Below are 15,810 nucleotides of genomic sequence, written 5' to 3' on the forward strand. Positions count from 1 at the left end.
GTCATCGGAAGCCAGTCAACTGAATACCCTGGGAAGCCCCGGAAAAACAGAGGCCGGAAACTTTTTTAGAGTATTTTATTCATTCTGGCCCCAAGCTTGCTTATATATCAGTCAGCCCGGGCATTTCAGAAGATGCAGTCAATATAGCGAACAATTCAATAACAATCAACAATAAATATCACTGTCAACAGGAGACTTTTATGGTTGTGTACACCTCTTTACCGGGGAGGAGAGAATAATATCATGGAAAAAAGACTTATTAAAAGCGGACTTATCTGGCTGAATGATATACAATATGAAATCAAGTTTTTTCAAACAAAAAAAACAGCCGATCAGACCAGCTATTTTTTAGAGGTTGATTTTGACAACTGCGATAAAATTATTATTGATGATGATGATTTTGACAGGCTGGAAAAAAATGCCTATGTTGTGCTGCCGATAGCTTATCAATCCAGAGTAGTAGCGAAGATGAATGTTGAATGCGTTACCATGAGATAGTTATCAAGGCAGCAGGCAAGATGGTATGGAAGGAGATACAGGGGATGGTGAAACCGGAAAATATCAATAAGCGAAGCTATGGAGAGGCAGTGAGGACCCTGTCGCTGGAAATCGAGAACCAGGTATTGAAGAAGCAGGTTCAGGAATATGAGGCTTTGATGAATAATTGCCCTTATGGATGCATGGTCGTCCAGGAAGGGGAAATAGCCTATGTGAATAAAACGGCCTATCAATTCCTGGGCTGCCAGATGGATTTGCCGCTGATCGGCAGGAAATTTGAAGAGTTCCTTGCTCCTGAAGATCGGTCCCGCGTCCTTGAGGGTCTTGCGGTTACGGGTGGTGAAGCGGGCAGCATGAGGTGCCACTTCTGTATTCCGACCAAAAGAGGCAAGATGAGGCTCAGCTCTGAGCTTTTAAGCACGGCGATATCTTTTCAAGGCCGGCCGGCGGCTTACCTGATGATCAGGGACGCCGGGGAAATTCAGGAAATCAGCAGCTCCATTCTCAGGTCCAAAGCTATCCTGCAGAAAGCAATGGATGCCATTTACGATGGGGTCGCCGTTATCGACAGGCAGTATACCGTAATAATGATAAACAAAAAAAACCTTGAAATGTGCGGCCTGGAAGATTTCAGACAGGTAATTGGAAAGCCATGCTATACCGTCTTTCATCAAAGATACGCCCCGTGTCCGGATTGTCCCGCCCACTCTGTACTAAGGACACAAAAACCATTTCACCAGGTTGAACGGAGAATTTCCTGCAAGGGGAAAGAAATGGCCTATCAGTTGTCCATATTTCCTGTTTTTGAAAACGGCGAGGTAAAACTGTTTGTCAAATATCAGCGGGATCTGAGCAGAGAGCGGGAGCTCCAGGAGCAATTGATCCATTCGGAAAAGCTGGCCATGCTGGGGACACTGGCGGGAAGGGTCGCTCACGAAATCAATAATCCCCTCACCAGTATTATCGGCATGGCCCAACTGATGGCCAGTCAGAATGAAGGGAATGAAAATCTCGATCTGATCATTAAAGAAGGCCAGAGAATCAAGAAATTGGCTCAAGACCTCACCTCCCTGAGCCGCCCTTCAAAAAATGAGCTTTCCGATGTTGACCTCAACGAGACGATTGACGCTGCCCTGGCAGTTGTCCAGCATACGGTGGGACTGGTAAAAAATTGCCGGATTGAAAAAAAATATCTGCCGGAATCACCCGCCGTCTATGGTGATCGTGACCAGATCGAGCAGGTTTTCCTCAATTTAATGATCAATGCTGCTCACGCTCTGCAATCGAATCCTGAACACGGGGTATTGACCATTGGCTCGAAAATGAGCCCTGATGGCAGGTATGTCATAGGGTATGTAAAGGATAATGGCTGTGGTATAGCTGAAAAGGATAAAAAGAGAGTATTTGATCCCTTCTTTACCACCAAAAAGGAGGGAGAAGGGACTGGCATTGGTTTATCCGTAGCCAGGGAGATAGTTCTTAAACATCAGGGACTGATTCAATTCAAGAGTAAAGTCAATCAGGGGACTACGTTTGAGGTCTTTTTTCCACTCTCTCAGACTGATAACAGCCAGAAGGTAAAAAACTGCTGTTGAGTGGGGTGCAACCAGGGGCTCAAAAAAACTCCCGTAAAATCCTTATTATGAGGGCATCGTATGGAATTCCAAAGGGGAAAAGACCTGCCGGCCATCCTCATCGTCGAGGATAACGAAAACACCAGGGACACGCTGGAGGCAATTTTAAAAAGAAGCTATCGGGTGATCAAGGCTCCCGATGGAGAGACTGCTCTTGAGATCGTCAAAAACACCGAGATAAACCTGGTTCTCCTGGACATCATGATGCCTGGCATCGATGGCCTTGAAGTGCTCAGGATCATTAAGGACCAGCATGAAGATATCGAAGTGATCATGATTACCGTGGTCAAGGAGCTCGAAACCGCGGTCAAGGCCATAAAATTGGGCGCTTATGATTACGTCACCAAAGACTTTGACTATGATTCGGTTCTGAACCTGGTGGCCAGAGCACTGGAGAAGCAAAACGACCGGAAAAAGCTGCTCTACTTCCGGTCCGAAATGAAGCAGCTTGTCCGCAGCGACTTTGTCCTGGGCACCACCGCGAAAATGAAGGAAATCTACTCCCTGGTCCAAAGAGTGGCCAAACTTCCGGCCACTGTTCTGATTACCGGCGAAAGCGGTACAGGAAAAGAGCTCATAGCCAGAATGATCTATCAGGAAGGAGATGATCCGGCCATCCCCTTCGTAACCGTCAACCTGCCCTCCATCCCGCCGGAACTGGTGGAAAGCACCCTCTTCGGACACGAAAAGGGAGCCTTCACCGGTGCAACCCACCAGCATATCGGAAAATTTGAATTGGCCCATAAGGGTATTCTGTTCCTGGATGAGATCGCCGACCTGCGCTACGATCTTCAGGCCAAACTTCTGCGGGCACTGCAGGAAGGAGAAATAGAAAGGATCGGCGGCAGTAAGGTCATCCACGTGAATACACGATTCATCGCAGCCACCAACAGGGACCTGAAGCAGGCGGTCAGCCAGGGAACCTTCAGGGAGGACCTCTATTTCCGGCTGAATGTTATTCCCATTCATCTCCCACCGCTGCGGGAGCGGGCCCAGGATATACCCCTGTTAGCGGATTTCTTCGTCAGGAAATACAGCCAGAAATTTGGGAAGAAAGTAGACGGCCTGACCGATTCGGCCCTGGAGGTGCTGACCAGCTACCATTGGCCGGGCAATATCAGGGAATTGGAAAATCTCATCGAACGGCTGGTGGCCGTCTGCGGAGGGGATGTTATTTCTCCTGCGGATATCCCCGTAGACTATTACATCTCCTATCTGGACAGCATCAGCCAGAGCGGCCAGGGCTCATCAGAAGATCTGCTGAAAAAAGCCTGTACCACCTTTGAGCGGAATTTTATCCTGAAGGTCATGGAAAGAGTGAAATGGAAAAGAACCAAAGCCGCCGAAGCCCTGGGCATCCCCTTGAGCACCCTGAAGTACCGGATGAAACAGCTTGATATTGCCGTGCCAATCAAGGGAAAGAACGAGCCGGACGAGGAGTGAGCTCTCAAGAGGAGATTTCCCCTCTGGTGTCAGTTTCTCCTCTCTTCCCTTTCTGAGGCTAATCTCATCAATGCCTATCTTTTTATTCCATATCCTTCCCTTGTTGGCTTCTGTCCGCCGGTTAAGAGAGCGGCTTAAGCATCAGGGATCCCCGGTGGCTTTTTTCTCTTGCTTTTTCCTTGCCATTTTGAGAACATAATCAACTTAAACTGTGACTTATAGCTGCCATTGAGGTATTGGAGATCACCGCGTGATGTCCCTGCTTTTCCTGTTTGGAGGGTTTTCCACGGGGTTTTGTCTGCTCATCTATGGAATCTACTTCCTGGCCGTGATCAGAGGGGAACAATACCAGCCCCCGGATGAGCTGAAAGAATACATTCCCGTTTCCGTACTTATTCCGGCACGGAACGAGGAAAAGGTCATGGAGAGAAAGATCGGGAATCTGGCTGAGATTGACTACCCCAGAGAACTGCTTCAGGTGGTGATCATCGACGATGCCTCGACCGACCAGACCGGCAAGGTTGCTCAGGAGGCCCTGGCTCGATATCAGATCAGCGGCACCGTGGTTTCAAATGACACCCGAAAAGGAACGAATTATAATTATAACGAAGGGATGAAGCATGCGGTATACGATATCGTGATAACCACCGATGCCGATGTGACTCTGGAAGATCAGGCCCTCAAGAGAATGGTGGCTGTCCTGCAGAATGACGAGAGGATCGGCGCGGCCTGCGGAGAACTGGTGCCGCTCATCGACGGCCAGCATCTATCCACCGGGGTCGAGAAGCCCTACCGGGAGGTTTTCGGCAGAATCTGCTCCTGGGAAAGCTCCCTGCACAGCACCTACTGCTTTAACGGCCCACTGATAGCTCTCAGGAAACGGGCTTACAGCCCTATGAATCCCCACAAGGGGGCCAGCGATACCAATATGGCTCTTTCGGTTATCCGCAACGGGTATCAGGCCAAATACATCTCGTCTGCCAGGTTCCTGGAGTGGATTCCGACCATGCTGTCTCAGCAGCGAAGACAGAAGATCCGGCGGGCATCCCGGCTTCTGGAATCCACCTGGGCGGCCAGAGGGATGCTGTTTAACCGCAAATACGGAAAATTCGGCATGATAGTCCTGCCGCTTCGGATGGCCATGTTCTTTCTGGTCCCTCCTCTGTGCGGGATAACGATACTGTTTTGGGGGCTCTGGTTTTTTCGGCTTCCCGGTTTTACCGGCATCGTGTTTGGTTTGCTCTATGTGCTCTCCGTCCTGGGGGTTATTCTCCTGGGGGCAATCAAGAGCAATTTTTTGACCTCATTTGTCTGGCACCAGTATTATCTGCTTGCTGGCCTTATGAGCATGATCAAACCCATGCACCTGTGGGAATCTGTGGATAGAACGGTCTTGCCGTGAGATTTGCCGGAAAGGATATCATGGCCCAGGTGAAAAAAATTCTGATTATCTCCTTATCCGGCATTGGAGACCTGATCCTGTTTACTCCGGCCCTGCCCCTTTTGCGGAAAAGGTTTCCTGAGGAAGAAATTTCTCTCCTGGTGAAGAAAAAGGAAGCGGAACAGGTGATTCAGGGAAATCCCTGGATTGACAAGGTCATCGTTTTTGACCCGCAAAGGGCCACACTCAAGGAAAACTTTCGGTTCTACGTGAGCATGCGAAAACAGAAATATGACCTGAGCCTGACCGTCTTTCCGGCCATGACTGCGCTCAATAACCTTTCAACCCTGGCTATTGGGGCCAGGGAACGCTGGGTCTACAAAACCGGCAATGCAGTGCGATCTCTCGATTTCCTGAACAACAGGCACATCCCCTACCGGCACGGCAAACACCGCATCGAGTATAATCTGGACATGGTCCAGGCCGTGACCGGCGATCAGGAACCGTATCCGGAAGATCCTCAAAAGCTGGTATATATGCATGGATATGGACAGGGAGATATCCCCAGCGACCGGTCCGATCAAATCCTGCAACCGCTCGGTATAAATCCCGCACGGCCGCTGATCGGCATTCATGCCGGATCAGGGGGGAACCAGCCATTCAAGCGGTGGGGTGAAGAGAAATTTGCCCTGCTGACAGACAGGATTCGGCAGGAGTTTCCTTTTCAGGTTGTGGTGCTCGGCGGACCGGAAGAAGAGGGGCTGGCCCGGAGGATTGCCCGGCGGATGAAAACCGGCCCCCCCATTGTCGCCGGAAGCTGCGGCCTTGAGGAGACCCTGGCTCTGATCAGCCGCTGTGAGCTTTTGATCTGCAATGATTCGGGGGTCATGAACATGGCCTTTGCCCTGGGCACGAGAATCCTGGCCATTTTTGGTCCGACGGATGACACCTGCACCCGGCCAATGGGCAAAAACGATGCCTATGTCGTGAAAGAATTACCCTGCAAGCCAAAATGCCGGACAAGATATCTGTATTCCAAAAAATGCAGCCTGAATTATGCGTGCCTCAGAGAGCTTTCGGTGGATGAGGTATGGAAGGTTGCCAAAAAGATGCTGGAATTTCTGAAAAATCAGCAATAAGGGCATCTTGCAGAGTTGTGGTATGAGGAAACTTCAGCTATGAATGATCGTGACAATACGCAGACACCGAGCCATCCCCGCATTGCAGTGACCATCCCCTGCTTCAACGAGGAGGCTTCCATCGGTAAAGTCATCAGGGACTTTCAGGCTGCCCTGCCGGGGGCACAGATTATTGTCTTTGATAATGACTCCACCGATAAGACCGTACTCATTGCCAAAGAGAGCGGGGCCCGTGTCATCCGGGAAACGAGGAGGGGAAAGGGCAACGTTGTCCGGGCAATCTTTGATAAGATCGATGCTGACTATTATGTCCTGGTCGATGGCGATGATACCTATCCGGCTGAGGAAGTCGGAAAACTGATGGCTCTGGTCCAGGATGAGCAGGCGGACATGGCAGTCGGCACGCGGCTTGATAATTACACCAAGGAATCATTGGAGCTTCTCCACAGCATCGGCAACCGGGTATTGCTCAAGATCCTGAACCTCTGCTTTCATACCGACCTGTCCGATATTCTGTCCGGCTACCGGGTATTCACCCGGGAGTTTGTAAAAAACGTCCCGATCTTTTCCACCGGCTTTGAAATTGAAACCGAACTGACCATCCAGGCCCTGATGCGGGGATTTCGCATTCTGGAAGTGCCGGTAACCTACCGGGCGAGGCCGGAAGGGGGAAGGTCCAAGGTCAAGCCCTTCAAGGACGGATACCGGATACTCATGACTATTCTCATGTTTACCAGGGATTTGCGGCCAATGATTTTTTTCCCCGTCCTCAGTCTGCTTCTCATTACCGGCGCGCTCATCCCCGGATTCCGGGTCATCCGGGAATACCTTCAGACCGGCCTCATCCGCTATCTCCCCTCGGCCATCCTGGCCACCGGAATGGTAATTCTCGGCATTCTTTTCTTTATCGCCGGCTTCATCGTTCATACCCTGAACCGCCGGTTCAATGAAATCAACTTTGTGTTAAAGAGGATGCAAAAATAAACCATGCTGCCAAATGAGCACAGTAATCAGCAAAGACTTGATATGCACAAACCAGATGACAGGCCCCCCCGGGCGGCAATCGTGATATTGGCCGCGATCCTTCTTCTGGGGCTTGCCCTGCGGCTGTGGGGCATTCAATTCGGATTGCCTGAATACTTTTACGTCGATGCCACCAAAACCGTACACCCGGCCAAGAGAATCGCCCAGAGCTTTCTGACCGGAAAACCGAGTCTCGATCCCGGATTTTATCAGTATCCGACCTTCTATATCAACCTGCTGGCCCTGGAATATATTGTCTATGGATTCGGCAAGGGTCTCCAGATAAAGTCTCACAACCATCCTGCCAGCCTGAAGGAGGCAGTGGATGTTCTCTACCAGGATCAGAGCAGGGAACACATCTTCTTCCTGCTGGCCCGACTGACCAGCGCCGCAGCCGCCACCCTGACCATCCTGCTCCTCTACCTGGCAGCCATGGCTGCCTATAAGGACCGCAGGATAGCCCTGCTGAGCGCCTTTTTCCTTGCCGTTACCTTCCTCCATGTTAAAGATGCAAAATACCCGATGACCGATGCCACGATGGCTGCCATGGCTACCTGGGCCTGGCTCTACATTTTGAAAATCGCCCGACACGGAGGTGACGGGGAAGACAGGAAAAGAGGAAGCAGCGGGGGAAGGATGAAAAATTACCTTCTGGCAGGTCTTTTCATCGGCCTGGGAACATCTACCAAGTACCTGCCCCTGTTTTTAATCCTGCCCCTGGGAATGGCATTCCTGGTCGATCTGGCAAATGCCAGAAAGCAGAGCGGCTACCTGCTGCAATGCCTCGCTCTGGGCCTGGTCTTCATCCTGCTGGGGTTTATCCTTGGCACGCCGAGCTTTCTCTATCGCCACGACCAATTCATCGAACGGGCTTGCGGAGAACAAAAAGGGCAGTACAGCATCGGAGGAAAACCGGGAGATGTCCAGCAGGGATACTTCGATTACCTTTTTTCTCAAAATCCCACCTACAACGAGCCGTTTGCACAGAATTCCCTGGCAGGCTCGATGGGTATTCCTCTCCTCCTGCTGACCCTTCTGGGAATTTTCTTTGCCCTGCGCCAGGGAGTGCTCCAAAAGCTCAAAAAGGGAAATGCGGACCTGATCCTGAGCGTGTCGTCCCTCGTTTTTTACGCTCTTCTGGCCAGGCCGGGGCAACTGAGAACCGTGCGGCACTTTTACTGGTTTCTGCCGATCTACGCCCTTTTGTCCAGCAGGGTGCTGGTTGCCGCAGGGGAAAAGTTCCCGGACCAGAAAAAGCAAGTGGTTATTATTCCCCTCCTGGCTATCCTGGCAGCCGGTTCGACCCTGGTGCGCACCGTGCGCTGCGATTATCTCCTGTCCCATACCGATAACCGTGTCTTTGCCCAGCAGTGGATGGATGAAAACCTTCCGGCAGGCAGCAGTATCCTGATGCCGAGCATGTACTATCCCAAAATCTCGCCGGAGAAGTTCAAATTTTTCTTCTATAACCGGAATGTGGTCAATGAAAGGGTCCTGAGTGTCGAGGCCCTGCAGGCCAACAGGATCAATTACTTTGTCACTTCAAGCTACTTCGATGACCGCTACTTTACCCTGGAAGCACTGAAAGAATTCCCCTCCATTGTCACTCATTACCGGGCGTTTTATCAGTCGCTCGGAGAACAGGGGCAATTAGTCAGGGAATTCCCGGCCAATCTTACCGACCGACCCGGCCCGACAATCAAGGTGTTCAGGATCGGGGGGTAGGAGCATGAAGGGACTGCACTGTGGATTATCCGGCTACAATTATCTTGACAATGTTAACTTACTCAGATTGCCTTGATCATCACGGGCGAGGGAGAAAAGCGCTTACTCTCCTTCGCGTAAAATTCATAATTTTAAACAAGTCAATGGGTAATGTAACATTGTCAAGTTATTGCTGCATAACCATTTCTGATTCCGCGGTGCTCAGATACTGGATTATCTCACTCTCCCGCTGCTGTAACTCTATCAATAGAGGCTCTGATAGGGCCTTATATTCAGATGAGGTGTGTACTTTCCTCGCCTTTTCCAAAATAGTCTCTAAATTCCTAACAGCTTCTTTTGCTTTCCTTAATTGTTCATCATTCTTTATCATGAGTTATCACCTCCACTATCCCACGTGGTTCAAAATCACGGGTCATTTGGTAGGTCTCCAGCCATAGATCAATCATCTCCTCACCAATTGAAGACTTGCTCCAAAAAATATCGGCATTGAATGCGATTCTTCCCTGTACATAATCAAATATCTTTTTTGCTTCAGAGGAAACCTCGTCGGCAATAAAATCTTCTTTCATAATGAGCAGCAGATCTATGTCTTGGGGCAATTCCTTATTTGAAACGAAACTACCCCACACAAACACTCGCTCTAATTTATCAGTATAATTTGCAAGATTGATTATTTTTTCAAGATTTTTGATCAGCCATTTTCTCCTCGCTGAGCCTGCACCAAAGATTTCCTTTACTTCATCCAAGGTCGCTTTATGAATTCCTTTTGGTAGATTACCATCTTTATTAAACTTTGGAATCATTTTTTCTCTTACTGTTAATTTATTCGCTCATATTGGTAAGATGACACACCTCTTAAAGTGATCAGCCCCATGTTAGGGTGGGCCTTTCCCCTCATGCCAGGATTGCTTTTTCCCTCATGGCAGTGATGAGGCATTTTAGCCCCACCCTACTGTTGCTTTGTACTATCACAATGGTGTGATGGCTATCACCTAGTGATTTAATACAGAATAGTGTAAAAGGAGACCTTACTCACTCAAGTATCACCTAAACGAACCTCTCCTGTCAAGGCAAAAAGGCTATGTTCCTCCAGAGGAATTGCTTGTTATCCCCTGGCAGGCAGCAGGTACATCGTGGCGGCCTGTGGGTGTACGCTGCCTGCTGCTGAAGGGCCAAGGGTCTATATTGCCTATGAAGACAGGGAAAGGTCAACCTGGGGCCTTGCGGCCATAGATCTGACCCTGCCGTCAGATCCGGTCCTTGTGTGGTCCGTTGACCTGTCTTCGGGGCTCGATGATCTCAGGGTGGAGGAGGGGTATATCTGCCTGCCTGGCCCCGGAGGGCCGATGGTTCTGGGTTGCGCCGATCCTGCTGACCCGGTCCATCCGCAGGATCGAGGTTCTGCCCGACGGACAGAAGACCCAGGTCAGTTTCAGTGAACGACTGAAGAAAGATGAGGCCACCCAAGTGGTCCATATTCCGGCTGAGGCTATTGACGATGCCAGCAGGATTACGGTCAAGGTCTATCCCTGCCTGTTCAGTCAGGTCGTGGAGGGCCTGGACAAACTCTTCCAGGTCTCGTATGGCTGCTTCGGCCAGACTACGGCAGTGACCTGGCCGAATGTTCTTGCTCTCGACTACCTGATGAGCACAAAGCAGGTGACTCCGGAAATCGAGATGACTGCCCGCCAGTATATCAATCAGGGCTATCAGCGGCTCCTTACCTTCGAGTGTTCAACCGGGGGCTTCGATTTATCTGGAGAAGATATGGCAAGCCGATATCCATTACCTACCGGCTCCAGGCCAAATACCCGCTCAAGGTATCGACGCCGACATCAACGGCTTATGACTACAATAACCCTGACATCAGGGATGAGGAAAAGCCGGTGGTGCTGACCGTGTATCAAATTAATTGACTTATTTAATGGAATCCAATCGAATTTATTTCGATTTATTCTATTGGAGAAAAGATGAAGACATTAGTTGAATATGCAAGGGAAAAACAGGATTCATTAAGACGCTCAGTAACTGGAATTATCGGGAGTTGCTGAGTATATTGCAGATGCGCTGTGAGGAAAACCGTGTTTTCTTCCGGTCGGTCAATCCCTGTAAAATCAGTCGGACATGCCCCGCATGTTCCCATACTGAGCGGGGTAATCGAGTCGGAGAAAATTTCAAGTGTCTACAGGTGTGGGTACTCAGAACAGGCCGACATTGTAGGCTCACTGAATATTTTGACTCGTTTTACCACCGGACGATATGGTGCCGGTTTCCAAACTTGATTGATGGATTTTCTATGAGATTCTATCAATTAGGTAACTATTGATGTGTGCTGACCGTCACTCATCCCCCCTTGACTCCTCCCCCTTGAGGTAAAGAGCCCCTATGGCAGGGGAGGATGGGTGAGGGTAATGGCTGTTATCACCTTTCTCATCGGTAAAAGGGAAATGAGATTACCTTGGATATTTATGCTTAAGTAAAATATGATTCCTATTCAATTAAATTTCAAGGTTAGAATTGCTGCCATTGATTAAGTCGTATTTATCCGACAAGTCAGTGAAAAAGGTTAAGTAATTGATAATTGTCACGTTCGCTCGGATTCCGATCTGCGACTGATGGATGTGTTCAGTACAGATAAGCGACAATATCACCCGCGGGGAGATGCGGTCTACCAATAGAACAGCATTGAGGGGGATAACCCGGTGAATGATACAGTGAATAATAATGATACAGTTAATAATACAGTAAAGGATGTTTACCGTGTCGGCATTCTGGGCTCCTACGGAGGGCTCAATATGGGTGATGAGGCGATCCTGGAAAGCATGATAACCCAATTGCGGGAATCCCTGCCGGTTGAGATTACGGTATTTTCCCGGGATGCGGAAGATACCCTGCGGCGTCATAAGGTCGAGCGTGCGATTGCGGTACGCAAGCTCAAGCGCATCGAACTGCTGCCGGAGATGAAGAGGCTTGACCTGTTGATCCTCGGCGGAGGGGGGATACTTTTTGACACTGAGGCCAAGATATTCTGCACCCAGGTAAATCTGGCCCTTGAGAACCAGGTGCCGGTCATGGTTTATGCCGTAGGTGCCGGCCCTCTTCACGACCGGGATACTCAGAAAATGGTCAGAGACTGTCTGAATCGGGCAGCCGTGGTTACCGTGCGGGAGCGGGATGCGGCCAAGATACTGGAGGATATCGGGGTAAGCAAGGAGATTATTGTAGCCGCAGATCCTGCCCTCCTCCTCCGACCTGAGCCTTTGCCGGAAAAAACCCTGGAGCATGAATATATGGACAATGTCAAGTGCCTGGTAGGCATGTCAGTCCGCGAGCGTGGTGCGGCTGCACCGGGTATGGACGAGGAGCACTATCATGCCCTTTTGGCCAATGCGGCTGATTTCATGGTTGACCGCTTTGATGCCGACATACTCTTTATTCCGATGGAGCGCAAGATGCTGGACATGCAGCAATCGCACGCCGTTCTCTCGAGGATGGCGAGAGTGCACAGGGCACGGGTACTGAAGGGTGAGTATACCAGCAGGCAATTGCTCACCCTGGTAGGGCATTTAAAATTTGCTGTCGGCATGCGTCTTCATTTTCTGATTTTTGCTGCGCTTCAGGGTGTACCTTTTGTAGCCCTGCCCTATGCCTCCAAAGTAATGGGATTTCTTGAAGCTCTGGACCTGGAGACTCCGCCGACCCACTTTGTCAACCCCGGTATGTTGATTGCCTACATAGATCACTCATGGGACAGGCGGACTTACCTCCAGGACCGGATACAGCGTGCCCTTCCCTGGCTTCAGAAGCTTGCCCGGGAACCAAACGATATCGTTGTCAATTTGCTGAAGGGCAGCTATGAGACGATATAAGGTTTTATTTCGAAAGAGAGGCATATGGCAGATTTCCCCGCCGGATCGGAGGGTATGGTGTATGCGTTTTCCTGCAACCGCAGGGATTTTCTTAAACTGTGCGGTTTCCTGGCGGTTGGGTCCGGGTTCCCAATGCTGATCGCCAGGGCATGCAAACCCGAGGGGGTCGGAAATGAGGTAACTGCCGATATGTTTATCGCCGGAGGCGGGCTGGGCGGGTGCGCTGCAGCTCTGGCGGCGACGCGCCGGGGATTTCGCGTGGTCATGGCCGAGCCGACCGACTGGATCGGCGGACAGGCCACCCAGCAGGGAGTATCGGCCCTGGATGATCACCCCTGGATCGAATCTTTTGGCCGCACCCGATCATACGCCGAATTCCGCACCCGGATCCGTGACTATTACCGCAAACATTACCCGCTGACACCTGAGACGATGGCCTGCAGGTATTTTAATCCCGGTGACTGTCTGGTCTCGAAACTGTGCTTTGAACCCAAAGTGGCCCTGGCCGTACTTCAGGAAATGCTGGCCCCGGCAGTCAGAGACGGCCTGCTGGTGCTGCTTCCGAACACCACCCCGACGAAGCGCCGATGTGGATCATGACCGGGTCCGGGCAGTTCGGCTTTTCAACCAGCGGGAAGGGCGGTGGATAGTGGTCTGGGCAAAGTACTTCATCGACGCATCAGAGACCGGGGAACGTGCAGGGAAGTGCTCGGCACGGATGACGGACTGGCCAAATTCCCCTCCATTCGTGAGTCACGCAGGATCAGGGCCGAGTTTACTGTCTTCGAACAAGACGTCTGCGAGGAGGCACCGAATCTTGAATACACCCCAAAAAATAGGCGAGATCACATCTTATTCAACCCAATCAAGCAGAAAAATTACATAATTTTTGTTTCTGTTAACATAGGAAAAGTGGTATAATGGTTTGATTGTTATCTGAAAGACCGGCCAGAGCTGGCCTTTCTCAAGGATCTGAAACACTGTACCAAAGAAGAGAATTTTCATAAGGAGAAAGAAAAATGCCTGCTCTTCCAAGCCCTGAAAGTTCCGATACCATCCCTTTGCCACCCCGGCGAGCCAGGGTTGCCGCTGAAACCGATGTCCTGATAGTTGGCGGTGGACCTGCCGGGATTGGTGCTGCCCTTGGGGCAGCCATGTCCGGGGTTAAAGTGGTTCTGGCAGAGCGATACGGCTTTCTCGGCGGCAGTGCCACCGCTGCTCTGGTCACGATTTTCATGTCCTATTATACTCGTCGGCCGCGAGCGGAGCAGCCCGGATCGACCACCCTCCTTCCAACAGATCATGGCGGAGGAGAACCAGTTATCGAGGGGGTTCTCAAAACGCTGGTAAACCGGATGGTCGAGCGGGGTGGAGCCATTCCTCCCTCTCCCGAAACCGGTTTTGTCGTACCGTTTGACCCGGAAGTATTGAAACTGGTCACCCTCGAATTACTCGATGAGGCCGGGGTACAGTTTCTGCTTCACTCACTGGCCACCGGCGTTATCGGCGAAGGCAAGCTGGAAGGTGTTGTTTTCGAGACGAAATCCGGTCCGCTAGCCATCAAGGCCAAGACTGTTGTAGACTGCACCGGTGATGGGGATATTGCCGAAAAGGCGGGAGCACCCTTTCAGATCGGGCGCGCTGTTGATGGATCGGTGCAGCCCATGACCCTGATGTTTACCATGGGTGAATTCAACAAAAATGAATTCGAGGGCTATGTGAGACGGCATCCGGATCAATGGCATGGTGTTCACGGGTTACGGGATCTGGTGCAGGATGCGACTGAGGCCGAAGACCTTGAGCTGGAACGGGAAGATGTCCTGTTCTTTGCCACCCCTCACCGGCGTGAGGTGAGCGTCAACAGCACGCGGGTAATCAAAGTGCTGGGTACGAATGTCTGGGATCTGACCTATGCGGAATCCGAAGGCCGACGGCAGATGGGCCAGATCGCCGCTTTTCTGCGCCGTTATGTTCCCGGATTTGAAAAGGCTCACATCGCCCAGAGCGGATCTACAATTGGCGTGCGGGAAACTCGCAGAATCATGGGAGAATATCAACTGACGATCGACGATATTCTGACAGCACGAAAGTTTGACGATGTCATTGCCCGGGGCTCCTACCCGATCGATATCCATAATCCGGACGGGGCTGGAACCACCTTGAAGCAGCTTCCCCCCGGCGAGGCATACGATATCCCGCTGCGCTGCCTTATTCCCCGGGGAACGGAAAACCTCCTGGTTGCCGGGCGATGTATCTCCGGGACGCATGAGGCGCACTCCTCCTACCGGGTCATGCCCATTGCCATAGCCACCGGCCAGGCAGCCGGGGTGTGCGCTGCCATCGCCGCCCGTGCAGGCAGGGCTGTACGGGACATCCCCACCTGGGTCGTGCAGGATGAGCTTATCCTCCAGGGAGCCAATCTGGGTGCTGGACTGGAGAGCGACGCTGTGGTGGGCGATGTGATGATACATGAGGAGATTAATGAGAAGCCTCAGGTGAGAACCGGTGAAGAGAACGCTCTGGAGTCCGGGGGGAAAGAGATATGCCTGGTAGGCAGCGAAAAAGAGATATACCCGCTCGACGGTGATATCAGAAAAGTTGAGGCAGATGATATTCTTGTTGAGCCAGACGTTGACGCAGATAAATGGTAATAAGCAATGGAGCCTCACATTCTCAGGATGGAAACTTTGTGGTTCAGATCGAAACAGATGGGCGCTCTGTCCCTGAATAGTTCCGAATGGGGGAGAAATGCCGGGAGAGAGGGGTTAGGCTATTGTCCCTCTCCCGGCATCTCCCATCAGGGAGTATGGTGGCGCTCCCGGGAAATTGCAGCCTGACCCCCGATTATGAAACCGAGGGGCCAAGCTGTGCTGGGGATGGAGAAGGCGAGACCACCGGCCCAAAGGGGTCCTGCCTGTTTCTTCTGAGCCGCTGTAAGTCAACAAGTTTCTTGATCCCCCCGGAAATCCTCGATGGTCCCGCACCTGGGAGTTGTGGCTTACTGCTTCCGGTGTCTGTTCTCATGCCTGTTGTTCCTCCCTATCGAGGAATTCCGAGGGGTTCCGATGGCATAACCTGGTATTTTCTATGTACTGAAG

Annotated in this window: 16 protein-coding genes; 13 read left to right on the forward strand and 3 right to left on the reverse strand. The window is 51.2% G+C overall.

The genetic code is table 11. The features are described from left to right. Positions 1-243 precede the first annotated feature (243 nt). The 7 genes from AB1611_10495 (at position 244) to AB1611_10525 (ending at position 8,843) form a co-directional block, all read left to right on the forward strand. Positions 244-498, forward strand: coding sequence for a hypothetical protein (locus tag AB1611_10495; GenBank protein MEW6380018.1), 255 nt, complete (start codon positions 244-246; stop codon positions 496-498). Further along, a complete protein-coding gene (locus tag AB1611_10500; GenBank protein ID MEW6380019.1) occupies positions 480-2,093 on the forward strand; it encodes an ATP-binding protein in 1,614 nt (537 codons plus the stop codon). The genes AB1611_10495 and AB1611_10500 overlap by 19 nt, the downstream gene beginning before the upstream one ends. Positions 2,094-2,153: 60 nt before the next feature. Beyond that, positions 2,154-3,575, forward strand: coding sequence for a sigma-54 dependent transcriptional regulator (locus AB1611_10505; GenBank protein ID MEW6380020.1), 1,422 nt, complete (start codon positions 2,154-2,156; stop codon positions 3,573-3,575). Between the two features lie 253 nt (positions 3,576-3,828). Continuing rightward, positions 3,829-4,977 carry a glycosyltransferase gene (locus AB1611_10510; GenBank protein MEW6380021.1) on the forward strand — a complete coding sequence of 383 codons (1,149 nt, stop codon included), beginning with the start codon at positions 3,829-3,831 and terminating at the stop codon, positions 4,975-4,977. A 20-nt stretch (positions 4,978-4,997) separates the two neighbouring features. Next, positions 4,998-6,095, forward strand: coding sequence for a glycosyltransferase family 9 protein (locus AB1611_10515; protein MEW6380022.1), 1,098 nt, complete (start codon positions 4,998-5,000; stop codon positions 6,093-6,095). A gap of 39 nt (positions 6,096-6,134) precedes the next feature. Beyond that, positions 6,135-7,079, forward strand: coding sequence for a glycosyltransferase family 2 protein (locus AB1611_10520; protein ID MEW6380023.1), 945 nt, complete (start codon positions 6,135-6,137; stop codon positions 7,077-7,079). Between the two features lie 42 nt (positions 7,080-7,121). After that, on the forward strand, positions 7,122-8,843 hold the full coding sequence (locus tag AB1611_10525; protein MEW6380024.1) for a phospholipid carrier-dependent glycosyltransferase: 1,722 nt from the start codon (positions 7,122-7,124) through the stop codon (positions 8,841-8,843). A gap of 166 nt (positions 8,844-9,009) precedes the next feature. Here the strand turns inward: AB1611_10525 and AB1611_10530 are convergent, their stop codons facing one another. Together AB1611_10530 and AB1611_10535 are read right to left on the reverse strand one after the other, a co-directional pair. Beyond that, the gene (locus tag AB1611_10530; protein ID MEW6380025.1) at positions 9,010-9,213 is read right to left on the reverse strand and encodes a hypothetical protein; all 204 of its coding nucleotides are present in this window, start codon (positions 9,211-9,213) and stop codon (positions 9,010-9,012) included. Then, the gene (locus AB1611_10535) at positions 9,200-9,646 is read right to left on the reverse strand and encodes a hypothetical protein (protein MEW6380026.1); all 447 of its coding nucleotides are present in this window, start codon (positions 9,644-9,646) and stop codon (positions 9,200-9,202) included. Before AB1611_10535 ends, AB1611_10530 begins: the two co-directional genes overlap by 14 nt. Before the next feature lie 330 nt (positions 9,647-9,976). Here AB1611_10535 and AB1611_10540 point away from each other — a divergent pair, with 330 nt between their 5' ends. The 6 genes from AB1611_10540 (at position 9,977) to AB1611_10565 (ending at position 15,549) form a co-directional block, all read left to right on the forward strand. Next, positions 9,977-10,282 (forward strand): hypothetical protein, encoded by a 306-nt coding sequence (locus AB1611_10540; protein MEW6380027.1) that lies wholly within the window; start codon positions 9,977-9,979, stop codon positions 10,280-10,282. Between the two features lie 28 nt (positions 10,283-10,310). Further along, the gene (locus AB1611_10545) at positions 10,311-10,739 is read left to right on the forward strand and encodes a hypothetical protein (GenBank protein MEW6380028.1); all 429 of its coding nucleotides are present in this window, start codon (positions 10,311-10,313) and stop codon (positions 10,737-10,739) included. Positions 10,740-11,545: 806 nt separating this feature from the next. Then, a complete protein-coding gene (locus tag AB1611_10550) occupies positions 11,546-12,712 on the forward strand; it encodes a polysaccharide pyruvyl transferase family protein (GenBank protein ID MEW6380029.1) in 1,167 nt (388 codons plus the stop codon). 24 nt (positions 12,713-12,736) lie between these two features. Continuing rightward, positions 12,737-13,312, forward strand: a complete 576-nt coding sequence (locus AB1611_10555) for an FAD-dependent oxidoreductase (GenBank protein MEW6380030.1) — start codon at positions 12,737-12,739, stop codon at positions 13,310-13,312. Positions 13,313-13,731: 419 nt separating this feature from the next. Beyond that, the gene (locus tag AB1611_10560) at positions 13,732-15,363 is read left to right on the forward strand and encodes an FAD-dependent oxidoreductase (GenBank protein ID MEW6380031.1); all 1,632 of its coding nucleotides are present in this window, start codon (positions 13,732-13,734) and stop codon (positions 15,361-15,363) included. A gap of 36 nt (positions 15,364-15,399) precedes the next feature. After that, positions 15,400-15,549: a hypothetical protein gene (locus AB1611_10565; protein MEW6380032.1), complete on the forward strand. Its 150-nt coding sequence runs from the start codon at positions 15,400-15,402 to the stop codon at positions 15,547-15,549. 7 nt (positions 15,550-15,556) lie between these two features. Here AB1611_10565 and AB1611_10570 read toward each other — a convergent pair whose 3' ends face one another. Beyond that, positions 15,557-15,736 (reverse strand): hypothetical protein, encoded by a 180-nt coding sequence (locus tag AB1611_10570; protein MEW6380033.1) that lies wholly within the window; start codon positions 15,734-15,736, stop codon positions 15,557-15,559. Between the last annotated feature and the right edge of the window lie 74 nt (positions 15,737-15,810).

The organism is bacterium, assembly GCA_040755755.1.
Classification (GTDB): Bacteria; SZUA-182; SZUA-182; order DTGQ01; family DTGQ01; genus DTGQ01.